Below are 25,239 nucleotides of genomic sequence, written 5' to 3' on the forward strand. Positions count from 1 at the left end.
GCCCTGTTGCCCGTCAGGTGACGGTTACTGCTGGATCTCGGTCACGTCGGACTCGGTCAGGACCTTGGGATCGATCCCCATGTCCTGCGCGGCCTCGATCTCCTCGTCCGAGAACGTTCGGGCCACGACGATCCTGGTGCCGTCGGCATGCGGGAAAGTGCGGCCCCGGTAGTTGCCGGAGTTCAGCTTCAGGTTCTGGCCGGTGACCAGGGTGCCGTCGGCCCGGAGGGGGACCAGCAGATGAGTGTCGGTCCACAGCGCGCCGGCATGGTCGGACGGCACGTCGTACGACACGCTCACCGTCTTGTTCTCGAAGGCGGACACGCTGTAGCGCGAGGCGAACCCGAGTTCGAGGGACGCGCTCACCGTGGCTTCCGCGTAGGCGCTGGCCCCCATGCCGAAGGGCTTCGCCGACGCCTCCACGCCCACCGTGGCACTGACGGAGATCCCGACGTTCTGCGAGAACTCCTGTCCCTGCTCCTCCGAGACGCCCTGCTGGATCGCCTCGCTGATCGCCCCGCCGCCGGATCCCCGGAAGTCGACGTGGCGGACCAGGTCGTACTGACGCTTGCGCTCGATCTTGTAGAAGGGGGAGTTGGCCACCTTCCACGCCTCGGTGCGCCCGTCGTCCTTGACCATGTGGTACGGCACGGTCACGGTCCGGTCGGTGACGATGGACCGGGGCGGCGGCGGGTTGTAGGACGTCAGGGTCAGGTCCGGGTCGTAGTCGGCCTTGTCGACGACGGCCGGCAGGTCCAGCACCCAGGTCACGGCCGTCGGCGCGTGCTGTGTGTCGGGGCCGAAGCTGAAGGCCGAGGTCGGCAGGAGCAGATGCTCCTCGGTGTCATCGACGGGGAGCAGCGGGTTCGTGACGGCCCACAGGGCCTGGCCCGAGCCGTTGGCCTGCAGCGGGAGCCGGCCGAGTTCGCCGCGGCGTACATAGGCGCGGCCGGCGTGCTCCTTCTTGACGCACATGAGACCCAGCGCGGAGGCGTCGGGCTTGACGGCGGCCCCTTCGCCGGCCGCGCGCATCGTCACCACGTCTCCCAGGGAGACATAGCCGACGGGCGGGACGGGACGCCAGATGACGGCCCTGATGAGCCCGCTCCAGGGGGCGTCGCCCGCGAATCGGCCCACCCGCTGGAAGTCCACGGGCGGCCGGAGCAGATCCTGGCCCGAGGAGCGGTCCCTGACCAGGAGCCCACCGACGTTGCCCGCCCACGTGGACGGGCTCGTGTGGGCGAAGACGCTGCCCAGGATCTTCCACTCCCCCTCCCTTACCGGGACTCCGGTGTGGAAGTACGGGCTCACGTTCCACTCCGTGGTGTAGGCGATCTCCAGGTCGCCATAGCGCTGAGTGATCATTTTTCTGGGTTCCCCCCTGTGTCTTCTGATACGGCGTCCGTGAGTCGGCGGACGACTTCACGGACGCCGGTGGTCTTGTCGGGCCGGCATGCCGGCCCGCGCGATCGGTGTGCGATCAGCCGATGACGATGTCGCAGTCGGCCCTGCCGCTGGCGGCGATGTCGGCGAAGTCCGCCTGGATGGCGGGGTCGTACGCCGCCGAGCTGATGCTGCGGGTCTTCTTGCCGGGCACGGCCTTCTTCCCGGTCGAGTGCGTGACCTCCGCCGCACCCCACGTCAGGTCACAGGTCCAGTGGAAGGTACGGACGAGCAGGTTCGAGTTGTACCCGCTTCCCGCGATCGACCAGTTGCCGTCCGCCTTCACCACGAACGTGACGTTTCCGTTGACGCCCCGGCTGCTGTCGCTCGTGGCGAACGTGATCGACTGGCCGTCCGACGCGACCGTCTTGGTGGTGTCGTTGGCCTGCGCCGGAAGCGTTCCCAGCAACAGGGAGCCCAGCCCGGCCCCCGTCGCGATCAGCAGCGCCAGCCCCCGGCGAGTCCGGACCTGGCCGGACGTCCTGGTGTTGTCGAGTCGCATCTTGTGTCCTTCTCTCTCGTGTGTGTCTGTGTCTGAGGTGAGTACCGGGCTGGGGAAGACACCCCCACGACTGCTCTTCGGCCCGGCACATCTCCAGCATCGGGTCCGCCGACCGGCAAGACTTGGTGGAGGTCTGAGGCATGTCTGAGGGTGAGCTGAGGGCGGGCTGAGGGTGTTTCCCTCATGGGCGAGCCGGGTTGACGGGGAGTGTGTGAGCACCACGTCCGGCGAGCCGGACGCAGACGGGGGTGTGTGAGGCTGCCCGGATGTTTCCCGCGTGGGGCCCGATGCCGGTCGCCGAACACCGGAAACAGCAGACAACCGGAGATCGCGACACCGGCCTACGGGGGCGGGCTGACCACTCGTCCCCACCACCAGCCCGGCGACACGGTCTGAGCGGCGCATGGTGCCGCAGCCCGCCCGCAGGCCGGCGTGGGCCTGCCCGGGAAAACAGGCTGAGCAACTCTCAGGGCAGCCCACGCACGGCGCGGGAAGATCAGGACGTTGCCGTCACCGGGGAAGTCCGCGGCCGCCGGCTTCGCCGCCCCGCGCGCCAGGCAGCCAGGACCGACTTCGTCGGCCCGAGCCGTTGATGACGTGGTCACGGTCGTCCGGGTCCTGCCGGCCGCCACCCGGCCCCTCGGCCCGCAGACGGCCGGCCACCTGCCCCAGCTCGGCGCCGCCTTGGCCGTCGGCTGCTGAGGCCACGCGGCTCACTCGGTCAGGAAGGCGTCGATGTGCGACAGGAACTCGTCCCAGGCCGGTTCGAACGCGGTGAGCAGGTGGCTGCGGCTCTTGAGCAGGACCAGCTGGCTGTCGGGAATGAGAGAGGCCAGCTCGTTGGCCTGCGAGACCGGCACCCGCTCGTCGTCGCGGGAGTGGAGGATCAGCGTCGGACAGGCCACCCTTTGGGCGATGTCGGACACGTCGATCCGGGCGAACTCCTCAAGGAAACGGACCCCGTTGGACGGCGAGGTCGTCTGCCGCTGGAAGGCGGTGAACTCGTCCCAGTCCGCCGGTGTGCCGTCGGGCAGGAACTGCGAGGCGAAGACCCGCAGGAATCTGGGGTCCTGGTGGATCCATCCCACCCGGGCCACATCCAGGTCGAGGGCCGCCTCGGCGCTCTCGGTCTCGCTCCGGGCCCGGACCTGCCGTCCTCGGGCGTAGGCCCCGGCGAGGATCAGCCGGCTGACCCGCTCCGGATGGCGTGCGGCGTAGGCCACCGCCACGGCACCGCCCTGCGACACCCCGAGCAGAGGGAACCGGTCGAGCCCCACGGCCTCGACCACGGTCTCCAGGTCGTCGACCCAGTCCTCGAACGTGAAGCCGGGCACCACCCAGTCGGAGAGGCCGCACCCGCGCTCGTCGTAGCGGATCAGCCGGCGCTTGCGGGCGAGCCCGCCCAGCCAGTGCGACCACACCGGAGTCGTCCACTCCAGGTCGAGATGGGACATCCAGTTGGCCGCCTTGAGCAGGGGCGGGCCCGAGCCGACGGCGGCATACGCGATGCGCGTGCCGTCACCGGCCCGGCAGAACCGGATGGTCTGACGATCGCCGCCGCTCGGCCCGTCGGCTGTCGTCTTCTCGGCGCCGGTCCCCTGTTCGGTGCCTGCGGACGGGGACGGGGTGTCACCGACGGCTGTTACCGGGGCCACGAACTGACAGCCCCGCCGGTGCACGGTACGGATCAGCTGCTGACGGCTGCCGGTGTCCCCCACGGCCAGACGCGCGGTCCGCAGCGCCGTCGTGAGGGCGGCCTCGCTGACGAAGCGGTCACCCCACACCTCGTCGAGCAACTCGCTCTTCGGAACCACCCGGTCCCGGTGTTCGACCAGGTGGCACAGCAGGTCCAGAGCCCGGGGCTCGACATGGACCGGCTCGCCGGCCCGTAGGAGCTGATGCCGAGCAGTGTCCAGCTCGAACTCCCCGAAGCGATACTTGTCCCCCTCCACCTTTGCAGCGTACAACAATCCCCCCCCTGGGCGTACACATGTCCGAGCACGGCTGGATCGGGGCCGGCGGAACGTCGACCGGTCCTGGTTCGTGGGCATCCGGGCCGGCCTGTGTTCTGGGGCCAGTCACTCCATGTCGTGTGATGCCGTGGTACGGGCCGGCCGGTGCTCCCTGCGGCAGGGGTGAGTGGCCGCCGGTGAGGGTGCGTACCGATCGTCGGCGCTGCTGCACCACTGGTGATCCCGGCGCGTCCGCCGGGGCGGAGGGTGGTGGCGACGGTCGGCTCGCGGGTGACGACGGAATGATGGGGGAGCCCGCCGACGGCCGCTGTGCCGTCCTGGGTCGCGCAACCGTGCCGGTCACTCCTGGGCGCCGGACGGCTGGCGGCCGTCGGCTCGGCCCCCTGAAAGATAATTGCATAGTGCAAAATCGAATGCCAGGGCTGAGGGTGCCCTCGGGGGCTTTCCGGCCGGGGTGCGGTTTCCGGGGTGTGCATGGTGCGGTGGCCGCGGCATCGTGCACACCCCGCCCGGCGATTCTCGTCGGGCGGACGTCGTCCGGGGTGTCGAGTCGCACGAAGGGGATGGGCGGCCCGCCTCGCGGAACGGCGCCGCGCCGTTCTCCCGAGGCAGGAAGCGGGAGGGGGTGTGTGGTGGCGATTGGCCACCCGGGCGGCGGCCTACGGGCGGCGGCGCAGGTTGCGGTACCGGACCGCCCTCGGTCCGAAGGTGCGCGCCACCGTTCGCCTGCCCCCTGCCGGATTGTGGGTGGCCACCTCCAGGGCGGCAAGGCGGTCTGTTCCAGTGGTGCGGCCGATGCGCCGCGGCGGGAGGAGCCATTCGCCGCAGACCATTCCGGGCCTGCGCGGAACAGCCGGATCGGCAGTCGCAGGGCGGAGCGGCGTCATCGGCAAGGGAGTTGGGGGTGATGTGGGGTGGCGGTGTCCGGGTGCCTCATCGTTTCCTCCGCGGGGCGGGGGATGTCGGTTTTCGGCCTCGATCGGTTAAAGGGGCAGGGCGAGCCCGTGCCCTCGCCGCCACCGTTGCATAGTCTAAAGGTTGGGGAGGGGCGCCTGGGCAGGGCGGCTCTACAGGGTCGCGACACCGCTGGAGTACGCCATGACCGCGAAGAAGCCGCCGTCCAACGGAACGTTGCTGTCCTGCATGCCGGTCGCGGTGATGGCCGTGGTGACGGGGATGGACGTCGTGGCCGGGCCTGGGGTCGGGCTGCTGCCGTTGGTGTCGCTCGGGCCGGCCTTCTCCGGACTGCTCGGGGGATGGCGGCGTACCGCCGTGATCGGCGTGGTGGCGCTGCTGCTGTGCGTGGGACTCGGCCTGTACGACGGGCTGTTCGCGGAGAGCCGGGGCTTCGCGGCCCTCGGGTCGGTGGCGGGTGTCACCGGTGTGGGTATCGCGGCCGCGGTGATGCGCTCGCGCCGGGAGGCGGAGCTGGCCGGCGTCCGCTCGATCGCCGAGGTCGCCCAGCGGGTGCTGCTGCGGCCGGTGCCATTGACGGCGGGCCCGCTGCAGGCGGCGGTGTCGTACACGTCCGCTGTCGCCGAGGCGCGGATCGGGGGCGATCTGTACGAGGTGGTCGCCTCGCCGCACGGTGTCCGAGTGATCGTCGGAGATGCGCAGGGCAAGGGGCTGGCCGCGGTCGAGACGGCCGCCGTGGTGCTCGGCGTGTTCCGGGAGGCCGCCCACGACGAGCCCGACCTGGTGGGGCTCGGCGAGCGGCTGGAGCGGAGCGTGGCCCGGGAGCTGGAGGGGGAGAAGTCCGTCACCGCGATCCTCGCCGAGATCGGCTCCGGCCACGAGGCCGTGTTCCTCAACTACGGCCATCCGGCCCCGATGCGCGTACGCCGGGACGGCACCGCCGACTTCCCGCAGCCGTCCTCCTTCGCGCTTCCCCTGGGGTTGGGTGCCCAGGGGGCGGACGGCCCGAAACCGTATCCGGTGGCGTTCGGGCCCGGCGAGCAGCTGCTGCTGTACACCGACGGTGTCACCGAGGCCCGTGACGAGCACGGCTCGTTCTACCCGCTCGCCGACCGGGCCCACCTGCTGAAGGACCTCGACCCGCACAGCGCGCTGGACGCGCTGCGCGAGGACGTGCAACGGCATGTGGCCGGGCCGCCGCACGACGACGCCGCGATGCTCCTGCTGCGCTACCACGGTCATGGAAAGGGAAAATCTGTTCCCGCCGATTGAGTGCGCGGGTGCCTCAACGCGTAGAAAGGGAGGCATGGCGGAGCGTAAGACCCCTCTGAGGGGCATGGACGATGTCGATGCGGTCACTCGTGCGGTGCTGACCGCGTCGCGGTTGCTGGTGGCGGTCTCGGCACGCTCCCTGGCCGCGGTCGAGGAAGGGGTGACGCTCCCTCAGTTCCGCATGCTGGTGGTGCTGTCCACCCGTGGTGCCACCAAACTGGTCGTCCTCGCGGATCTGCTCCAGGTGGCGCCGTCCACCGCCATGCGCATGGTCGACCGCCTGATCGCGGCCGGGCTCGCCGACCGTCAGGTCAACCCGGACAACCGCCGCGAGACCATGCTCCAGCTCACGGACGAGGGGCGGCGCACCGTCGAGGACGTCACCGCCCGTCGTCGGGCCGAGATCGCGGCGATCGTCGAGCGGCTCGGTCCGGAGCAGCGAGGGGCACTCGTCGCTGCGCTGACCGCGTTCAACGAGGCGGGCGGAGAGCCGCCGGCCCCGGCGGCGGACGACGCGGAGCTGTATCCGCTGGGCTGGGTGGACACGACGGTGGGGCGCGGGGCCTGAGGCCCCGCGCCCCGTCCGCTGTCCGCTGCCCGCGATTCGTTGGACCGCCCTGTGTCACCTTTGACGGGTTTTGCATAACGCAAGGGAGTCGTGAAGAGTGGCGGCGGGGATGATGTCCGGGCCCCGGCTGCCGGATCCCGGCAACATACGCCGCTCCAGGATGTCCAGCTGAAGGCGGCGCGGGCCGCTGGGCCGGGCACCACCATGAGGGCGCCGCGACTCGCGGACAACGGACGACCCGGGGGTGGAGAAGCGGATGCCGAAACCGCGCCGACGACCGCCCGCGGCGGAAGCGGGAATGATGCCTCTGATGTCCCACCTGAGGACAACCGTGTGGGGGCCCGCAGAGTTCGTCGGCCTGCCCCCGCGACGGCTTCTCGCCGAGGGGCTGTTCGCGGGGATCCTGACCGCAGGCGCGATCATCGGCGTGGGGGTGGCGGGGGTGTGGACCGGGCGGCCCGCCCTGGCCAGTGGGGAGGCCGGGCTGGTCGTGGCCGTCGCGCTGGGTGTGTACCTGCTCGTGACCGGGGCCGGGCGGGCGCTCGTCGGGATCGTCACGGTGCTCGGGGCGTGCCTGGCTCTGCTGACGCCCCAGGCCGCCGTGGGACTGGTGCTGGAACAGCGGGGCCGTGTGCAGTCCGTGGTGGTGACCTCGGTCGACGGCGGGCCGGGCGCCGGCATCCGGGACGGCCGCTACCTGTGCTCGGTGACCGGCCCCGAGGGCGTCCCTCTCGGCACGAGGATCTGGCGGGGCTGTCGGGCCTCGACCCGGCCCGGGGACGCGCTGACGATCGTGTACGACCCCGAGGGCAGGGTTCCGCCCCGGGGCGTGGCTCCCGAGGCCGGGCACGGCCTCCTGACCGGCGTCGTCGCCCTGGCGTGCGCACTGGTCGTCGGGTGCGCGGTCGCGGTCGTACGTTCCTTCCGGCTGAGCCCCGCCCCCGCGCCGACCGGCAACCGGCCTCGTCCTTCCGCCGGTTGAGGACGAGGCCGGGGCGGTGCTGCGTCTTCCCGGGGGCTGAGACATCGGCGGCTGCCACCGTGGGCCCCTCGGTCCCCCAGCAGAAGAGCAGGTCAGCAGGTGTGACCGGCGCGGACATCGCGAGGCGGACCTGAGTGAACCGGCGGCTGCGCGTCACTCCGACGTCGACGCGGCGGCTGTCGGGCTGGCCGTCGGGGCGGTGGTCTGTACGTCCAGGTCCGGGCGCGGCTTCAGAACGACGATCGGGGATCCCGGCTGGGGGACGGGCGGGGTGACCTGCTCCTTGGGGAGTTTCGGGGGGTTCGTCTGCTGGTAGTTGACCTGGTCGTGGTTGACCAGCCCGGTCTTCTCCAGCACGGTGATGTGGTCGAGCACGGTGTCGTTGGCGAGATCGGCCAGTTGACGCACCAGGGTGTTGCGCGTAGTGGCGCGGATCTTGGCGATGGTCGGGAAGATCTGGCCGTGGGTGACGCGCATGATGGTGACAGCGGTGGAGTCGAACTCCCTGCCGGTGGCCGAGTCGACGGTCGCCACGAACTGCTGCTGTTGGGGGCTCGCCTGGTTGTTGAGGGTGATGCCCAGTTCGGGGGCGATCTTGCGGCACATCTCGTCGAGTCCGGCGTGCCCGACGATCAGGTGCTCGCCGGCCTCCTTCATCTCCGGCGTCGTACCGCGTTCCATGACCATCTCACCCAGCGGGTACTCCCAGAGTCCGGCGGAGCGGACCTTGATGACGAAGTCCCGGTCGGCCTCCGTCAAAGGACCGGACGACGTGTTGGCGATGATCCGTTCCGAGTTCGTGGCCGTGTTCTCGATGCCCAGCATGGCGGGGTAGGCGAGCGCGGCGAGGGTCAGCAGCAGACCGCCGCCCACGAAGATCGTTCCGATGTTCCACGTACGAGGCATGGCAGCTCCTGGCAGCGGGTGGCCGCACCGGCGGGTCCGACGTGGTGCACCGGACCCGTTGGAACGGCTGGGTCTCCAGGGGGTACGGATGACGGCGGCGAAAGAATCATTGCTCTGGGTAAATTTTGCAGTGTGCTTGAAATGAGTGGTCGAGCGATACGGCGTGGATCGCTTCCACCTGCGAGAACGTGGCGGGACGGCACCTCGGCAACAAGATCCAGGCGTGCGTCATGGAGGGATGCCCGTCGGAGGTCTCGATGCACGCTGATATCGACGTCGCCGTGAGCGATACTCGGACGGGAAGCGCGTCATCCTCAACGACATGGACCAGCCCAGTACTTTGAGGAGAAGCGGCGCGAGCCGGCGGAAGGAATCAACGGGATCGTGGCAGGGCCGAACGACGACGATGGCTTCCGCCATGGCGACGACAACCACCCAGCTCTGCTGGTGGTTCACGGGATCAGACCTGCCTCAGTCGTGAGAGCTACCACCCGAACCAGGCCGGTACCAGTGCTTACGCCCAGGCGTTCATGACCATCGGCCCCACCGCAGCTGTCACATCAGAGGATCAGTGAGCAGGGGTATGTCCGATCGCGCCACTGTGGCGTGGCCGGACCGCGTCACGATGCCATCCCCAGGGTGCCTCGTCGCCATCATGGCCCCGACCCTCGCGGTGCTGCTCACGGCCTCGGTCCTCATGGCCATGCACCACCGCCAGGAAAGTGCGAATGACCGCAACAAGAAAGCGGCCCTGCGCAGGACGGTCACTCAGGCCCGGTCGTACGCGCATGACGTGCTGGCGAAGGCCCCGGACGACCATCCCTGCCGGGAAGCCGTGCGCGGCATCACCGAACGGCACGACGGCAGGCTCATCTCCTACTCCTACGCGCGATCGGGCGGTTCGCTGACCATCACCGTCCGCTTCTTCGCGGAGTACGAGGACACCAGCATGTTCGGCGTCTCGTACTCCCGGGCCCATCGTTGCTACTCCTTCGAGTTTCGGAGGGACGCCGAGGGCGGGCTGCGGGAGAGGACAACTCCGCTTGAGAAGTGCGATGTCGCCTGATCGGACATGGATCAGCGCCGTAGTCATCGGCGCTGATCCTCGCGCGCGAGGAAGGTTTTCCCACCACCCACCACCCACCACCTACCGGCAAACGGAGGACGTGTACGCCGCAACGATCGGCCGCACGCGCGCGGGGCGCTACGCCGGACGACTCGACGGTGCACGTACGCGTTGTTGTCGTCCGGCGGTTCGGGCCACAAGGCCGGTAGCCCGCCGGAGCAGAGGGCGGCCGGTGGGCGTCGGGGTTTGCGGCGACGCGTTCCGTACGGGCCCGCTACCGCGGATGCGGGCTGTCGGAGCCGGTGTCCGTGGCGGCGGGGGCGTCCAGGAGGGGTTTCCTGCCGGTCCGGGGGATCCGCACCAGGCCGGCACTGCGGATCGTGATCGGATGCCCTGCCCGGTCTGTCGTGATGAGGGCGAGTTCGCCGCTGTCGTACGGGGCGCCGAGCACGACCGCTTCGTGCAACCGCGTGTCTACGAAGGGGAGTTCCTCCTTGCCAGCGCCAGCGTGTCCGGTGTGGTTCGCCGGTTCGTCGCTGTCGGGGAGCGGCGCCGTGCACAGGCAGGTGAAGAGCGGGGTGCGGCCGGCCGTGTCGTCCGCCGCGTAGACCCAGATACGGCCTTCGTGGTCGGTGAGGTTGAGCGCGCGCAGGACCGGCATCGGTGCGCGACTCAGCGCCACAGTACGGCGGCGGGCGAGGACGCCCACCGTGAGCAGGGACAGGGCGGGCAGTCCGGCGGCCAGGGCCAGCAGCTGCGGGCCGAAGGCGTCGTACGGCTCGGCCGCCAGGCGCCGCCACGAGCTGTCCTCCAGTACGGTCACCGTGATGCCGACGCCGTAGTCCTCGGGGTAGAGCGCGCCGACGGTGATGTGCCGTCCCTCGTCGGTGCGGACCCGCACCGTCTCGTCGTCGCGGCCGGTCACCTTCGCCGTGATGTGTACGGCGAGGGCCGCGCGGTGCTCGTCCGCGCGGATGCCGTTCAGCCCCGACACGACCGCACCGGCTGCCAGCGCACCCAGGACCAGGCCGGCGGCGAGCGGGAGCCATCCGCGCGTGAGCGGGCCTACGGGCTCCGACAGGCGGTGCCGCACTCCGGCAGCCTGTTGCGCGATCCGCCGCTGTCTGGACCGGGCGGCCAGCCGCTCGCGGGCCGCGGTCCAGCCGAAGGCAAGAGCCCCGATCACGGCGCCGTTCGCGACCTGGGACATCCGCCCGGCGTCCGGCACCTCACCCCATGCCACCATGGCCGCCAGAGTGGGTGCCGCGATCAGCGTGAGTTCCGGAAGCCGGGCGAGCCAGTACAACAGGCCTATGGCCAGGCCCACTTGCACCATGCCGCTCCAGTCCGGGCCGCAGGGAGCCGCATCGCTGCACCGTGGCACCGGTTCCACCGCGATCGCCCATACGACAGTGATCAGCAGCGCCGGCACGGACCATACGGGCCGGGCCCAGGACGCCGGGCCGGCCTGGGTCCATCGGGCAGCGTCGGTGGACGACCAGGCGGGCGTACTCGCCGGAACGGAGCCGGAGGGTATGGGGACGGGAGTTTCGGACACGCGTGGATTATGCGTGAATCCGCAACCACCGCGGGGGACCCCACTCACGCCGTGGAACAGGTCACGTAAAGAAGTTGTGAGATGTCGGGCAACCTTTTGTGTTCGATGCGGGTCAAGTCTGCGAACACATCGGTCACTCCTGTCTCTGAGGTTCGCATGAAGCTTCGTCGTTCCCTGGCCCTCGCCGCCGCGACGGCTGCGATAGCCCCGGCTGTCCTGCTCGCGGCCCCTGCCGCGTACGCGACGGACGACCCGACGCCGACGGCCGGCGAGACGACCGTGACCGAGGAGGAACCGACGCCCGCGCAGGACGACACCGCGCCGGCCACCGACGACGCGACCCCGACCGAGGGGGCCACGCCGACCGAGGAAGAGACCGCCCCGGAGACCTCCGAGCCGGCCACGCCCACCGCCTCGGCCTCCCCGTCCGCCTCTCCCTCCGCCTCCGTCTCCGCTTCGGCCTCCGCGACGGCCACGGCCGCGCCGGGCCCGGTGGAGTGCGAGGTCGACGAGGACCTGCAGGTCGACGAGGATCTCCACACCGGCCTGTCCGGCCTGCCGTCGAAGATCGTCGCGGGCAGCGGCTTCCACGGCTTCAAGCTCGACGTCAAGAACACCGGCAGCCACAGCTACCAGCGCGTCGACCTCGGCGTCTTCGCCGCCCAGGTCGACGAGGACGACTTCTTCATCGACACCGGCTACCTCACCCTGCAGTACAAGGACCCGGCCACGGGGCAGTGGACCGACATCTCCCTCGACGAAAGCGACGAGGGCGCCGGCTACCTCGGCTACACCGACATCAAGGCCAAGGAGTCCTTCTCCATCGGCCTGCGCCTGGCCGTGGACAAGAACGCCCCCTCCGGCCTCGGCTTCGCCATCAGCATCGGCATGTACGCCGATGACGAGGGCAACTGCGTCTACTCCGGCGACGCCAGCTACTACGAGTTCGACATCCTCGCGGCCGGAACCGAGCCCGGCGACGTCGACGACTCCGAGCCGCAGGGCGGCAGCGACCCCCTGCCGAACAAGCCGTCCGGCAACACGCCGATCGACCCGCAGGGCAACCTCGCCGACACCGGCGCCGGCTCCATGCTCCCGGTCATCGCCCTCGCGGGCGGCGCCGCGGTCGCCGTCGGTACCGGCGCCGTCTTCCTGGTCCGCCGCCGCAAGACCGGCAGCACCGGCGTCGCCGCCTGACCGCCGTCCCAGCCCGAAGGGGGTCACGCCCGCCGACCGCGGGTGCGGCCCCCTCGCCGTACTGCTCCGGCGGACAGCGAACCGCCCGGGCGCCCCGCATCCCCGCAGAGGGACCGCCGAGACCAACCGCTCGGATGCCTCTCGCCCGTAGCCCCCGTCGCAGCGCAGTCGGCTATGAGGTGCCATCCCCTCGCGAGCGAGGCGGCCGTGTCAGCGGTGTCCGCACTCTTTGGCAACCCGGTCAAGGAGTTCCAGTACGTCCTTTGGGGGCGCGGGGTCGATCTCGCGCAGCTCGCTGAGGGCGGCGTGCCCCGCCATGACCACCGCCTTGGGATAGCGGCGGGCCAGTGGATAGAGCTGCCGGTCGGCGAGGTGGGGCCATACGGCGGCTGCCCGCACCAGACGCAGGACAGCAGGGGTATCCCGCACCAGCCCGAAGGTGTGCTCCTTCGAGTACGGCTGCTGTGCAGCCAGGACTTCCTCCCCGGCCTCCCAGCTCGTCTGCCGGTTATGCTCTTCGGCCTCGCGTTCCTCAGGGGACAGCAGGCCCAGCATGTGGAACGGAGCACCGGCGGCCCACCCGTCCGCAGGTATGAACATCTCCTCAGACCCACCAGGGACGAACATTCCCAGGAACTCCTCCGCCACGCACGCGGCCAGCGGCGCGAGACAGTGGTCAAGATCCGGCGGCGGGTAGCACCTCGCGTGATCGACCACGGCCTGCTGTGTCCCCACCTGGCAGCCGACGCCCGCACGTTCCAGCATCTGCTGGGACACATCGTGGCCCAGCGGGCCTGCCAAAGTGGCGACATAGACCACCCGAGCCATGAAGACCTGGTTCAGGTGGATGCGGTACGGATCCTCACCCGCGTCCGCCTCCCCCTTGCCGTACATGCCCGCCCAGTACCGCATCTCCTGTTCCAGGAGCAGCTTGACCGCATCCCGCACCTCCGCAGGGGCCTGCTCCGGATCAGCGACGAGCAAACTGCCCAGTGCCATCAGCTCCACGCTCACCGCCGGAGCACCTACGAGCCGGTTCACCGCATCCGGCGAAAGAGCCTCGCCTGCGGGCCCCTCCATTCTCTGGGCCAGGTCACGGTATGCGGCCTGTGCTAGTTCCCGGGCACCGGCCGGGCCCAGCGGTTTCAGCTCCAGCGACCGGCAGTTGATGCCGCGTCTGCCGAGTTCACCGCACATCCCCCTCCACCACGTCCCTGCGGATCGTGCTGTCAGCAGCACCCGCACCCGGACGTCCTTGGACCACCGGAAATCCCCGTGGTCGAAATCGAAGAAGTGCTCCAGCTTGCCCGTCGGCCACAGATCGGCCTCGTCAACCACCAGCAGGACCTCGGACGGCACGGCGCCTTCCTCATCGCCTCGGCCCTCGTCCCCCGCCGGCCTGCGCACCGTGGCCCTCGTGACGGAACGGGCCTCCAGCACCAGCACCTGCTCCCCGCGCTTACCACGGATGGTCTCGGCGAAGTGCCACACCAGCCGGGTCTTGCCCTGCCCGCCCCCACCGTGCACCAGCAGCACCGCCCGGTCCCCGGAGTCCTCGTACCACTCTTCGAGACACCCCAGTTCTTCGTCCCGGCCCACAAAGGAGGTCACCCTGCCCCGGCCCCCCAGCAGCGTCGCGGGACGCCGCCGGGCCTGGGCTGGCCCCGGAGGCGGATCAGTCCGCAGTTCATCCAGCGTGTACATCGACCGGTCCCGATCCCACACCGTGACATATGTGTTGTACGTGTCCCCAACCACCTGATGAAGATCACGGCCAACGGTGACCTTCCCGCTTACCGACAGACAGTACTTCTCGGGCGGCCCGAACAACCGAAACGACCGCCGCGGCCAGTCCCGGACACCGCCTACGCGCCCGGCCTCGCTCCGGCCACCACGCTCTCCACCGTCTCCCAGCACTTCGCCGTTCCCGTCAACGTCCTTGACGTGGATCTCCGGCGGGACCTCGCTCTCGCCCGTGCCGGAATCAGAACCTTGGCGATTGTTCGGCTTTTCCCTGCTCCCGGTGTCAGCCGGGCCGCGTAATGACTCACCGCTCGTGCTCGTCGAGACCGTGTACCCCGTCACGGCAGCGGGCCCGAAATCTGCATGCGAACGCTCCCCCCGATCTTTGTGCGCTTCACGGAGATTTCGGCGGGCTCTCCGGGGACCCCCTCAACCCCTGCCTTCAAGGCTCCGTCGGCTTTCACACCGACCACCCTTATAAAGCGGCCACGGGCAGGCGAATGAGTCGCCACGGCCAGCGCCAGACCGGCGACAGCAACGAAGAACCCCACGACGCCCGCGATCAGGCTCGCCTGGTTCCAGCCCACACTGACCATGTATGCCGCTATCCCCGCCACCGTGGCACCGAACACCGTCCATCCGGCGCGTCCCCACACACGTGTTGTCATGAAGACATGGTGACGGAAAGTCGGCCCCGGCGACAGGGCCATCGGCCCATACTGCATATTCCGCACTAAAGGGTGTTGTGCAAGGCCGTGAACTGGGCATCTCCGGTGTATGGCTGGGGTGTTGAGGGCCGAGCGGGTGTGGGTGGAGACGTTCACCGGGCTGCGGATGGATGGGGCTTGCGGATAATTGCTAAGCCGCAGGTCAGCGGCTTGTCTCGGTTGGTCTTGGGAACGCCACTCCTTGGTTTCGGGAACGCGTAGGGCGTCTTCGCAGGTCAAGCCTTTTGCTCTGGGTCGCTGAGGAACACGTTCCCTGCCGTCGCAACAAGGACAGCACCCTCGGCTTCAGACACTTCAACATGCGACCTCACCATTCTTCTGCCGCGGTCTGCGCCGAACCCTCAACTGCGCCTGCCTGCCGGAAGGTCTGCATCGTCCGAGGCGGCCCGCGCCGCCGACGTGAAACTGCCGAGGCGCTCGGAGACCATGGTCACCTCGACGGCGTGACGCTCAACGAAGTTGACGTTGCGATCCGGGGCACCCGAGGAGTTTGCGCCAGGCGAGAAGAATCGTATGCATCGAGTGGAGCCCCTGGTGGACGTTGCGGGCGGCCTGCTCCACCGACTCGGGTCCCTCGACTGCGAGTCCGGCCCAAGCTGCCTGCACCAGAACCAACTGATCTTGCGCGGTCTGGAGCCGCCGATCAGCCTCCGCCACGTCTGGGACATCGCCTACCAGCGCTCGTGCAGCCATCTCCAGAGCACTGCGCGACTCGTTGGCCGGGGCCAGGAAGGCGCTGTACGCGTCTCGCCGCAGTTGTCTGCGCCACTGGGAGTGCTCGACCTTGGCCTGCACCTCCAACTGGCGCCGAGTCGAACCACTGGAGATCGCCGACGCCGCAACCGTGCCGAGAACGCCTACCGTTGCACCCAGTGACGGCCGTAAGTCCCTGGTCCATGCCGGGGATTATTCACGCTGGCGACCACACACGGTCGTCGGCAGGGCGGGTTCCACGGGGAGCTGGCGGCAGTTGAACAGGCGACCCCGACCCCGCCAGTAAGGGCCAGTTGAATCATTCTGTCTGGAGTGACTTGAGGGCCTGAACGGTAGGTTTGACGAAGCGTCGGATCCGCCGGGGAGGCGTGTATTCATGAGCTACGGACACGATTCAGGACGCGACGGCGGTTGTGACGGCGGTGGCTACGGACACGAGGGATACACCGGATCGGGTACCACCAAGCCGTTCAGCCAGCCCCTCCGCGCCTTCGCATCCGACTCCTCGAACCTCGTCGGGGCGTTCATCGGGTTGGCTGTCGGCGGGTTCGTCATCACAGCGGTCGTCGGCATTCTTCACGGGCTGCTCTTCACCAACTGACGGCGGGTAGAACCCTGACGCGTGTCTGCGGCTGCAAGGCGTCGCTTCCGTTCCGACACTCCCCGAGGGTCGAGCCGCGCCTGCGAAGGTGCCACGGCAACTGCCGTACGCCGGTCTCGCGGTCGCCGCAGGCACGGCGGTCGCGACCACGACGGGCCGCTGATGCCGCGACCACCGCGACGCCTGGGCCGATTCCTACGCCGCCCAGGCCGGCGCCGAGGACGCCACAGCGACAGGTGACCTTTCCGAGGCCCGCGCCTACACGCAACGCGCGTTCCGGGCCCGGTCGGCCCTGGGCGACGCGACCGGCGTGGCCTCGGCCATCCTCGCCCAACTCGACTTACCCTCACCTAATTTGACGCACAGTCAGCTTGTCTGCCGTCGGTTCTGGACATAGGGAGAATCACGACTCAGGAAGGGGGACAGTCGATGCCGACCTTTGACACCCGGTGGACGGTGCGGCGGCTCACCGCGGACTACACCGGTCGGCGACGGCGACCATCGAGTACCGGGACACCGACTCCGGCCGCGAATCCCGACTGTTGCACCACAATCGGCGGGGCCGGCGCATCGAGGTGCTCGGCAGCATCGTGAGTGAGCGCGTCTGCGCCGCACTGACCAGGGACACTGTCCGGCGCCGGTGGTGGCGTGCCACCGCAGGCCGCCGGCTGGTGGTGCGCCGGGTCTACAGGGACGGGAGTCCGCCCCTGCCGCGGTTGCGGCACGAAGCGGTGGACCTCGGCACGGCCGAGACCAACTTCCACCGGACCAGGGGCGACGTGCACCTTCGGCCGCGTTCCACGCTTTCGCAGGAACTCGACGAGGCCGAGGCCCGCCCCTCATATTCACATGGAGCTGTTCGCAGGCAAAGGGCCCGACGGGCCGGTCTTCCTCGGGGAGAAGGGCGCCGCCTTTCGCCGCAGCTCCTTCGGCCGGAAGTGGGCGTCGGGTAGTTCCATTCGACCGTCCGGCTCACCATGGGCGGACACTTCCCTGCCCCCAACTCCTGTATCAATGCGGTGTTTCGGCCTGGGGTATCGCATTGTTTCTCTGGATTTTCGCCAGAGAGGAGTGGTGTCCGGTCGCAAGCTGGCGAGTACGGACGTCTCGGGGCCAGTAAGCGGCAGACCGGGGCGGGTATGGCCGGGATGCGCTGGGATGGCTCGATTGACCGCAACCTGCCAGTCAGTTGGGGCCGCCATGAGCGACACGATCACGTCAGGGTCGACCGACAAGGCGGGAGCTGCCCAGGAGGCTCGCCGCCCGCGCGACACCCCGGGCCGCGAGAGCGAGCCCGGAGCGGCCGAGGACCGGTTCCGGGGGCTGCTGGAAGCGGCCCCGGACGCGATGGTCATCGTGGACGACACCGGGATCATCAGGCTCGTCAACGCCCAGACCGAGGCTCTCTTCGGCTACCGGCGTGAAGAGCTTCTCGGCCACCCCGTCGAGATCCTCATCCCCGGCCGGTTCCACGCCCATCACGCCTCGCACCGCGACGGATACGCCGCCACCCGGCAGGTGCGGCCCATGGGAGCGGGGCTGGAACTGCACGGACTGCGCAAGGACGGGACCGAGTTCCCCGTCGAGATCAGCCTCAGCCCGCTGGAGACTGCCGACGGACTCCTCGTCTCCGCCGCCGTACGCGACGTCAGTGAACGCAAGGCTGCCGAGGAAAGGTTCCGGGCCCTGCTGGAGGCGGCCCCGGACGCGATGGTCATCGTGGACGACACCGGGATCATCAGGCTCGTCAACGCTCAGACCGAGGTTCTCTTCGGCTACCGACGGGATGAACTCCTCGGCCGTCCGGTGGAGTTGCTGGTGCCCGGCCGGTTCCAGGCCAACCACGGCCGGCACCGCGACGGATACGCCGCCACCCGGCAGGTGCGGCCCATGGGAGCGGGGCTGGAACTGCACGGACTGCGCAAGGACGGGACCGAGTTCCCCGTCGAGATCAGCCTCAGCCCGCTGGAGACTGCCGACGGACTCCTCGTCTCCGCCGCCGTACGCGATGTCAGCGAGCGCAAGGCCGCCGAAGCCCGTATCAATGAACTCGCCGCCCTGGTCGAGTCGTCCCAGGACGCGATCCTCGCCAAGACTCTCGACGGCCGCATCACGTACTGGAACGCCGCCGCGCAGCGGATGTACGGCTACTCGGCCGAGGACGCCATCGGACGGCACGTGTCGATGCTGGCGTCGCCGGAGTGCAAGGACGAGGTCGTCATGCTGCTGGAGCGACTGCGGCAGGGCGAGAAGATCGAGCACTTCGAAACCCTGCGCGTCACCAGCAGCGGTGCCGCACTCGACGTCGACGTCACCCTGTGGCCGACCCGGGACATCACCGGAACAGTGATCGGCGCCTGCGCCATCATCCGCGACATCAGCGACCGCAAGCGTGCCGAGGCCGAACTCACCGAGTTGTACAGGCAGCAGAAGCACATCGCCCTCACCCTGCAGCGCAGCCTCATGGGTACTCCCCCCTCCATCCCCGGCCTGGCAGCTGCCAGCCGCTACCGGCCCGCCACCCAGGGCGCCGGCGTGGGCGGCGACTGGTTCGACCTGGTCCCGCTCGGCGCTGGCCGGGTCGGCGTCCTCATCGGCGACGTGATGGGCCGGGGCCTGGAAGCGGCGTCCGTCATGGGCCAGTTGCGCTCAGCCGCCCATGCCCTGGCCAAGACCGGCATGCAGCCCCGCCAGCTCATGCAGGCTCTGGACGCGGTCGTCGCCGACCTGAATGTCCCCGACCAGTTGGTCACCTGCTGCTACCTGGTCATCGCCTCGGACGCCGGATCCGTCACCCTGTGCTCGGCCGGCCACCTGCCCACCCTCGTCGCCACCCCCGGCGACGGCGCGCGCAGGCTTCTCGCGCCGGTGAACGCGCCCCTTGGCGTCGGCGGCATCCTCTACCAGCAGTCCAGGGCGGACATCCCGCCCGGAGCCACCCTCGTGCTGTACACCGACGGCCTGGTCGAAACCCCCGACAGCGACATCGAGGACGAGATCGACAAGCTCACCACAGCCCTTGACGACGCGTTCACCCAAACCGACGGCCTCGACGCTGCCGCCGATCGCATCCTTGCCGCGCTGCTGCCCGACGCCGAGGGCCACGACGACGACGTCACCCTGCTGCTGGCCCAGCTCCCCGCCGCCCCGCTGGACACCGCCCGTACAGAACTGCCGGCCACCGCCTCCTCGGTGCCCGCGGGCCGCACCTTCGTAAGCGAGACCCTCGCCGCCTGGGACTGCCTCCAACAGACCGGCGACGCGAGACTGCTGGTCTCCGAGATCCTCACCAACGCCGTCCAGCACGCGCAGGGCCCCCTCGTCCTCCACCTGCGTCGCACTGTCACCGAACTCGCCGTCGAGATCAGCGACCTCAGTCCGCACCTGCCCCAGCCACGGCTGGCCGCGCACGACGAGGAGTCCGGACGTGGCCTCATCCTCGTCGAAACCCTCGCCGCCGGCTGGGGCGTCCGCCCGGACGAACGCGGGAAGACCACCTGGTTCACCCTCCGACTGTGACCGGCAAGAAGCTCTGCATCCCGTAGCGGACTCGGCCTGGCGCCGGCAGTTGCTCGACCGGTACGCGACGGTGCGGATGTTCACCTCGCTGCCGGCCGAGGTAGTGCCTGGGGCACCACGGGCGCCTCGAAGGCTACGCGCCGGAATGCCCCTACGACGGCCGGCTCCGCGCTCTCGGCGATCACACACCCGTGTCCGTCACGAGCTGGCATCACGCTGCTGAACAGGCGCGGGACGCTTGCCGCCAGGCCGCACGCAGGTGGCCGGTACGCCTTCGGCGAGCCGTAGACGACCTGATCGCCGGCTACCGCTGACCAGGAGCCGCGTCACTGTTCGCTCGATCCCCGGAACTGGTGACGCCCACGTACGCATGGCCTCCGGTGCCGCACCTGGCCTACGGCATGGAGTACGACACTCCGGCGCCCGACTCTGTGGTCGAACAGCGTCGGCGTTATCTCTGCAAGGCGCTCCCCGCACCTCCCGCTGCCACGGTCGTCGATTCCGGGTAACCGCCGTGCTCGGCAAGCTCGAACTCCACGTCCACAACGCCTTCGACGGCCCGCGCCAGGCGCGCGGCCACGGGGACCAAGGATGTGTCCCGGATGTACCCTCCGAGCTTCACGACTCCGTCCCGGACCTCTGTCCGGACACTCGACGCGGGTGTGGGGAAGAGGTACGACACGACCTCCCTGCGGACATCCTCCGCGATCTCCTCGTCGTCCCGGAGGAACACCTTCAGCAGATCGGCGCGGCTGACGATGCCTTCCAGCATGCCCAGGTCGTTGACCACGGGAAGCCGTTTGATCTTGGCTCGGGCCATGGTCCGTGCGGCTTGGGCGAGTGTCGCGTTCGGGTGGGTGGTGAGGGCGGGAGCGGTCATCAGCTCACCGGCGGTCACCGCGCCGGCCTTGGTGAGGTCGGGCAGGCGCCGCAGTTGGGTGTACCGGTCCGGGTCGCTGTCGCGGAACTCCTCCTTGGGCAGGAGGTCGGCCTCGGAGACGACGCCGACGACGCGGCCCTCGCCCTCCAGCACGGGCAGGGCGCTGACTTTCCAGTCCTGCATCGTCCGCACGACCTCCTTGAAGCCTGCCTCGCGGCCGACGGCGGTGACCGTGTGGGTCATGACATCGCTCACGATGTGCGGCGTGCCGTGCATGATGGCTCCTGGGTCGTGTCGGATCGGCCGTGCCGGATTTGGTGTGGTCACAGGGTGCTGCCGCTGCCGTACGGGGCGTACAGGTCCAGCAGCCGGGTGCGGGCCGAGCGCAGCCGGTGGGCGAGGATGTCGCCCACCCACTGGGCGACCGCGTGGCCCAGAGCGGGGTCGTCCTGGCACATCGCGCGAACGGCGACGGCGTCGAACTCGTACGCCCGTACAGGCGTCGTGGTCTCTGCGCCCAGGTGCCAGGCGTGCGGTGTGAACAGCCAGGACCAGCCGACGAGTTCGTTGTGTCCGAGGCTCTCGATGACGGCGGCCCGGCGGCCGGGGACACGCATGTCGAGGTCGATCGTGCCGGTGCGGATGATCCAGAACCGGTCGGCGCGTCCGCCCTCCTCGAAGAGGCGGAATCCCTGCGGGAACGACACCTCACGGGCGATACGCATCAACCGGTGCCGGTGCTCGGCGGGCAGCGCCCGCAGCATGCTGGGGGTGGGCGAAGCGTTCATGACGGGCCTCCAGGACGGGCGTACTCACCTGCCATGTCCAGCGTGCGCCCGTACTCCGGCGCGAACCATGGGCCACCCGGCCCCACGGCCTGGCCACCCGGCACCGCACGAGAGCCCTTCGGCGCCCTGTGCCGCCGCCTGCCCCGATGTTCGATGAAGACGTGACGCACGTGAGGCAACTCGCTGGAAGGGAGTGGGCACCGTGGGTACGACACTGACGCCGGACTTCTGGAGGCTGTTCGCCGTCCTCCTGGTGATCGCCACGGCGGTGACCTTCGTGGTCAGTGCCATGCTCGACGCGCTGGCGTTGCGGATGCTGCGCCGACGCGCCGCGCACGGCCGGCCGCCGGGCACGCGGGCGACAGACCTCGCCCACCGGTCCGGCCGGACTCCGGTGCATCACTGAGCTGGAGGACAACGCGACGCCGTGCCGGCGGGAATCGCCGCCCGCGTACTTCAGGGCCGGCGAGTGCTGTGATCCTGCACGGCAATGCCCTGCCGCTCCGCCCACCGGTACAGGGCGCCGGGGAAGTGCGGCGTCCTCTTGTCACTCACCAGGTCACCCTCGCGGGTGGTGTACACCGACTCGATCTGACCGAACCGGCGTCCCAGCCGCGTCAGCAGCAGGTCGGTGGCCCGGAACAGGGCCGGTCCCGGCTGGGGAAAGTCCTCCACGAAGGCGCCGATCTCGGCCGAGGCATACCCGGCCGGCCTGCTGCCCGACGTCAGCCGGACTGGCACAGGCGCCCGGGAGACGGTACCTGCGAGGCCCTCGGGCGGGGGGCCGGTCAGGGTGATGCGGATCGCGCACCCGCCAAGGACACCCGCACGGTCCACCGCGTGTCGGCCCAGCAGGCCGAGCGCCGACACCACCACCTCGGTCAGCTCACCCGTGCTGAGCGTCAACGGCCGTTGACTGCCTGCCACTTCCTCGTTGTCGCCGTACCAAACGCGGTCTGCTTGGGGCGACAGCGGATACGCCACACCGGCACTGCCGTCGTCCGTGAAGACGGCGATCACCTGGCGGGGGGAGCCCGGGTCCTGGCGTGCGACGAAGCCGTCCGCCACAGGCTCCACCTCGTTGAACGTGGTGTGCGGCTCCTCCAGCAGGGTGGTCTCCGTGCGGAGTTGACGCTGGTAGCGCTCGAAGGCCGACCTGTCCCAGGGCACCGTTCCGGGAGCGTGCGGCACCAGGGTGACGGTGAGATCCGGTTTGGCCGGCACCGGTGCCGACGTACGGACGGGGCTGAAGCCCTTCTGCTCCTCGATGGCGTCCAGCAGCTGGTCGTGGCGCAGTTCACGCTGTGCGTGGCGGTTCTGTTTGTCGAGGAAGGCCGTCTCCACCTCGGTCGGATTCATGAACCGGGTGCGCGAACCGGACCGCACGGGGAATCGCAGGCAGCCGTCCCGGAGATCGGTGAGGCCCAGTACGGCGTGCGGGGAGCGTGGGCTGGGCGGCACCATCACCAGGGCGAAGCCCAGCGGTACCTGGCCGTCGGGCGTGTGCGTCTCCTTGGCGAAGTGGATGTCGACGTCGAGGATCGGCGCCGTCCGTGAGGCCAGGGTCTCGTTGTAGCGGCGGCGCAGTCCGTCGGTGAGCTGGATCGGGGACGCGTGGACGGGGATCGAGGTCTTCCGGTCGTCCTGGAGCCCGAGGATGAGGACCCCGCCGGTGGAGTTCGCGAACGCGGCGATGTCCTTGGCCAGTTCGCCTCCGCCCTCCGTGCCATTGGCGTGCGGTTCGAGCTTGTGGTCGAGGTCCTGGCCCTCGGCGGCGAGGGGGTTGTTCAGCAACTTCCGCACGTCGTCGGCCGTGGCCTGGGCGGGGTCTGCGCCGAGCAGTGTGGCCAGGCGGCGGTAGTACGACATGTCGGCACGATAGCGGCAGGGCCGGGAACAGTGCTTCACGTTTTTGCGGCCGATGAGCTGCGGCCGGCGGGTGGGCTTCGGCGCATGACCGGCAGGCGTTGGGCCGAAGGGTCCCTCGAAGGGGCTGGGCGGCCCCTGGTCGCGTGGGTGTCCCTGCACGAGGCTCGGCAGGAGACCGGGCAGGCCGAGTAGGCCCGGCAGCCACAGGAGGAGCCCACCATGCTTCGGCACATCACCACGGGAATCGACGGATCCGCCGAGAGTCTCGCCGCCGCGCACTGGGCGGCCCGTGAGGCGGTGCGTCGCGGCGTTGCACTCAACCTCGTGCACGCCTGGACGCTGCACCCGCATCCCGCACCCTTCGTACCCGCGGACCGGAGCGAGCGGAGCTGGGCCGAGGAGACCCTGGACACGGCGCTGGGCGGTATCCGCGCCGCGCACCCCGGGCTGCGGATCGTCGAGCGGCTGGTGCGCGACTCCGCGGTGGACGCCCTTCTCACGGAGGCCGAGGAGGCGGAACTGCTCGTGCTCGGGTCCCGTGGTCTCGGCGGCGTCGCGGGATTCATGACCGGCTCGGTGTCCCAACGGGTCATCGCCAGGTCCGCCCGCCCGGTCGTGCTCGTACGGGCGGGCGATTCCTCCGCCGATGAACACCTGTCGGTTTCGGACGGTGTCGCGCCGGACGAGATCCCTGAGACCCCGTACCGCGATGTCGTCCTGGGGCTGGACACCCGGCACCCCTGCGACGAACTGATCGACTTCGCCTTCACGTCCGCCCGGCGCCGCAGCGCCGCGCTGCACGTGATCCACGCCTTCAGCGCCCCGCCCTTCCACGTCGCCGACGGCGGCCCGGTCCCGCCCACCGGCCCCGAGCTGCTCGCCGCCCAGGAACACACCGTGGTCGCGGTGCTGCGCCCGTGGAGCGAGAAGTATCCCGAGGTCCGGGTGACCGAGGCCGTCTCCGAGGGACGGGCCGTGACCGCGCTGGTGCGGGCGTCGGCCGGAGCCTCCCTCGTCGTGGTGGGGCGCAGGCCACGGGACAGCCGCCTCGGCCCGCACATCGGCGCCGTCACCCACGCGGTACTGCACCACGTCGGATGCCCCGTGGCCGTCGTCCCACACGACTGAACCCGCGCCGTGAGAGTGCTCCGGGCACCGGCGGCGCCAGGGAAGGAGGAGTCATGACCACGCGCCACGTCGTCGTCGGTGTGGACGGCTCCGTCGTCGCTGTACGAGCACTGGATCTGGCCGCCGACGAGGCGGCCCTGCGCACCACCACTCTGGAGATCGTGTACGCCGTGCCCGACCTCGACGAGGCCTGGCCGGTGCTGGCGTCTGCCGCCTCCCGGGTGGCCCACCGCCATCCGGGCCTGCCGGTCGTCACCCTCCCCGCCGAGGGGCACCCGGCGGCTGTGCTGGCGGAACGCGGACGTGAGGCCGCGCTGACCGTCGTCGCCCGCCGGAGCCCCGTCGGACTCGCGGGTACGGTGTTCGGCTCGGTGAGCCGGCGCCTGGCCACGCACGCGCACGGCCCGCTGCTGGTCGTACGCGGCGACTCCCCGCCGCACCTGCACAACGAGGTACTGCTTGTCCTCGACGCCGAGGACGACGCCGACCCGGCCGCGTACGCCATCCACGAAGCGGGTCTTCGCAGCGCGGAGCTGCGCATCATCCGGGCCCCGGCGCATCGGTACCCGGCTTCGGCGCCGGTGCCGCGCCGCCGAAGCGAAGCCTCCGCGTCACACGTCGTCCCGGCCGGCGATGTGCTGGTGGGACAGGGCGAGCGGTACCCGCGCGTCCACAGGGAGACCCAGGACGCCGGCCCCGCTTCGACGCAGGCCCTGCTGGAGGCCACCCGTACGGCCGACCTCGTCGTCATCGGCTGCCGACCTGGTCCGGGCGGCCATGGACGCCACCTCGGTTCAGGGACCCGCACGTTGCTGAATCGGGCCCACTGCCCGGTGCTGGTGGTTACCGCCGGGCAGGAGAGCACCACGCCCTCCCCCACGTGAACA

Annotated in this window: 21 protein-coding genes; 11 read left to right on the forward strand and 10 right to left on the reverse strand. The window is 70.0% G+C overall.

All coding sequences use genetic code 11. The features are described from left to right. Positions 1 to 24 precede the first annotated feature (24 nt). Entirely contained in the window at positions 25 to 1,365 is a 1,341-nt protein-coding gene (locus tag LUX31_RS31250; protein ID WP_235478651.1) for a hypothetical protein, read from the reverse strand. A 115-nt stretch (positions 1,366 to 1,480) separates the two neighbouring features. Next, positions 1,481 to 1,945, reverse strand: a complete 465-nt coding sequence (locus tag LUX31_RS31255; RefSeq protein WP_235478652.1) for a hypothetical protein — start codon at positions 1,943 to 1,945, stop codon at positions 1,481 to 1,483. A 504-nt stretch (positions 1,946 to 2,449) separates the two neighbouring features. On the opposite strand from LUX31_RS31255, the gene LUX31_RS31260 reads away from it, so the two are divergent. Further along, a complete protein-coding gene (locus LUX31_RS31260; RefSeq protein WP_235478653.1) occupies positions 2,450 to 2,647 on the forward strand; it encodes a hypothetical protein in 198 nt (65 codons plus the stop codon). Between the two features lie 11 nt (positions 2,648 to 2,658). Here LUX31_RS31260 and LUX31_RS31265 read toward each other — a convergent pair whose 3' ends face one another. Then, entirely contained in the window at positions 2,659 to 3,897 is a 1,239-nt protein-coding gene (locus LUX31_RS31265; protein ID WP_235478654.1) for an alpha/beta fold hydrolase, read from the reverse strand. A gap of 1,119 nt (positions 3,898 to 5,016) precedes the next feature. Between LUX31_RS31265 and LUX31_RS31270 the strand changes: the two genes are divergently transcribed. From LUX31_RS31270 to LUX31_RS31280, 3 genes are all read left to right on the forward strand, one after another. Further along, positions 5,017 to 6,105 (forward strand): PP2C family protein-serine/threonine phosphatase, encoded by a 1,089-nt coding sequence (locus LUX31_RS31270; RefSeq protein ID WP_235478655.1) that lies wholly within the window; start codon positions 5,017 to 5,019, stop codon positions 6,103 to 6,105. A 64-nt stretch (positions 6,106 to 6,169) separates the two neighbouring features. Further along, a complete protein-coding gene (locus LUX31_RS31275; protein ID WP_443046082.1) occupies positions 6,170 to 6,673 on the forward strand; it encodes a MarR family winged helix-turn-helix transcriptional regulator in 504 nt (167 codons plus the stop codon). 310 nt (positions 6,674 to 6,983) lie between these two features. Continuing rightward, the gene (locus tag LUX31_RS31280) at positions 6,984 to 7,655 is read left to right on the forward strand and encodes a hypothetical protein (protein ID WP_235478657.1); all 672 of its coding nucleotides are present in this window, start codon (positions 6,984 to 6,986) and stop codon (positions 7,653 to 7,655) included. Positions 7,656 to 7,808: 153 nt separating this feature from the next. Here the strand turns inward: LUX31_RS31280 and LUX31_RS31285 are convergent, their stop codons facing one another. Continuing rightward, complete coding sequence (locus LUX31_RS31285) at positions 7,809 to 8,561, reverse strand: DUF4142 domain-containing protein (protein ID WP_235478658.1); 753 nt, start codon at positions 8,559 to 8,561, stop codon at positions 7,809 to 7,811. Positions 8,562 to 9,216: 655 nt separating this feature from the next. On the opposite strand from LUX31_RS31285, the gene LUX31_RS31290 reads away from it, so the two are divergent. Next, positions 9,217 to 9,627 carry a hypothetical protein gene (locus LUX31_RS31290; RefSeq protein ID WP_235478659.1) on the forward strand — a complete coding sequence of 137 codons (411 nt, stop codon included), beginning with the start codon at positions 9,217 to 9,219 and terminating at the stop codon, positions 9,625 to 9,627. A gap of 274 nt (positions 9,628 to 9,901) precedes the next feature. Here the strand turns inward: LUX31_RS31290 and LUX31_RS31295 are convergent, their stop codons facing one another. Continuing rightward, positions 9,902 to 11,185, reverse strand: a complete 1,284-nt coding sequence (locus LUX31_RS31295) for a hypothetical protein (RefSeq protein ID WP_235478660.1) — start codon at positions 11,183 to 11,185, stop codon at positions 9,902 to 9,904. 156 nt (positions 11,186 to 11,341) lie between these two features. Here LUX31_RS31295 and LUX31_RS31300 point away from each other — a divergent pair, with 156 nt between their 5' ends. Next, positions 11,342 to 12,382, forward strand: coding sequence for an LPXTG cell wall anchor domain-containing protein (locus LUX31_RS31300; protein ID WP_235478661.1), 1,041 nt, complete (start codon positions 11,342 to 11,344; stop codon positions 12,380 to 12,382). A 210-nt stretch (positions 12,383 to 12,592) separates the two neighbouring features. On the opposite strand, the gene LUX31_RS31305 is transcribed toward LUX31_RS31300, so the two are convergent. Next, positions 12,593 to 13,993, reverse strand: coding sequence for an ATP-binding protein (locus LUX31_RS31305; protein WP_235478662.1), 1,401 nt, complete (start codon positions 13,991 to 13,993; stop codon positions 12,593 to 12,595). A 470-nt stretch (positions 13,994 to 14,463) separates the two neighbouring features. Next, a complete protein-coding gene (locus tag LUX31_RS31310) occupies positions 14,464 to 14,793 on the reverse strand; it encodes a hypothetical protein (RefSeq protein ID WP_235478663.1) in 330 nt (109 codons plus the stop codon). A 1,150-nt stretch (positions 14,794 to 15,943) separates the two neighbouring features. Between LUX31_RS31310 and LUX31_RS31315 the strand changes: the two genes are divergently transcribed. Further along, the gene (locus LUX31_RS31315) at positions 15,944 to 16,168 is read left to right on the forward strand and encodes a hypothetical protein (RefSeq protein ID WP_235478664.1); all 225 of its coding nucleotides are present in this window, start codon (positions 15,944 to 15,946) and stop codon (positions 16,166 to 16,168) included. 1,200 nt (positions 16,169 to 17,368) lie between these two features. Beyond that, entirely contained in the window at positions 17,369 to 19,687 is a 2,319-nt protein-coding gene (locus tag LUX31_RS31320) for a SpoIIE family protein phosphatase (RefSeq protein WP_268828221.1), read from the forward strand. 451 nt (positions 19,688 to 20,138) lie between these two features. Here the strand turns inward: LUX31_RS31320 and LUX31_RS31325 are convergent, their stop codons facing one another. Further along, a complete protein-coding gene (locus LUX31_RS31325) occupies positions 20,139 to 20,843 on the reverse strand; it encodes a CBS domain-containing protein (RefSeq protein ID WP_235478665.1) in 705 nt (234 codons plus the stop codon). Between the two features lie 47 nt (positions 20,844 to 20,890). Beyond that, positions 20,891 to 21,355 (reverse strand): cyclic nucleotide-binding domain-containing protein, encoded by a 465-nt coding sequence (locus LUX31_RS31330; protein ID WP_235478666.1) that lies wholly within the window; start codon positions 21,353 to 21,355, stop codon positions 20,891 to 20,893. Between the two features lie 202 nt (positions 21,356 to 21,557). Between LUX31_RS31330 and LUX31_RS31335 the strand changes: the two genes are divergently transcribed. Then, positions 21,558 to 21,761: a hypothetical protein gene (locus LUX31_RS31335; RefSeq protein WP_235478667.1), complete on the forward strand. Its 204-nt coding sequence runs from the start codon at positions 21,558 to 21,560 to the stop codon at positions 21,759 to 21,761. A 50-nt stretch (positions 21,762 to 21,811) separates the two neighbouring features. On the opposite strand, the gene LUX31_RS31340 is transcribed toward LUX31_RS31335, so the two are convergent. Continuing rightward, positions 21,812 to 23,224: an AlbA family DNA-binding domain-containing protein gene (locus LUX31_RS31340; protein ID WP_235478668.1), complete on the reverse strand. Its 1,413-nt coding sequence runs from the start codon at positions 23,222 to 23,224 to the stop codon at positions 21,812 to 21,814. Positions 23,225 to 23,443: 219 nt separating this feature from the next. Here LUX31_RS31340 and LUX31_RS31345 point away from each other — a divergent pair, with 219 nt between their 5' ends. Together LUX31_RS31345 and LUX31_RS31350 are read left to right on the forward strand one after the other, a co-directional pair. Continuing rightward, positions 23,444 to 24,352, forward strand: coding sequence for a universal stress protein (locus LUX31_RS31345; protein ID WP_235478669.1), 909 nt, complete (start codon positions 23,444 to 23,446; stop codon positions 24,350 to 24,352). A gap of 53 nt (positions 24,353 to 24,405) precedes the next feature. Beyond that, complete coding sequence (locus tag LUX31_RS31350; RefSeq protein WP_235478670.1) at positions 24,406 to 25,236, forward strand: universal stress protein; 831 nt, start codon at positions 24,406 to 24,408, stop codon at positions 25,234 to 25,236. Positions 25,237 to 25,239 lie beyond the last annotated feature (3 nt).

Origin of the sequence: Streptomyces sp. GQFP, assembly GCF_021545335.1 — a bacterium.
Taxonomy (GTDB): Bacteria; Actinomycetota; Actinomycetes; order Streptomycetales; family Streptomycetaceae; genus Streptomyces.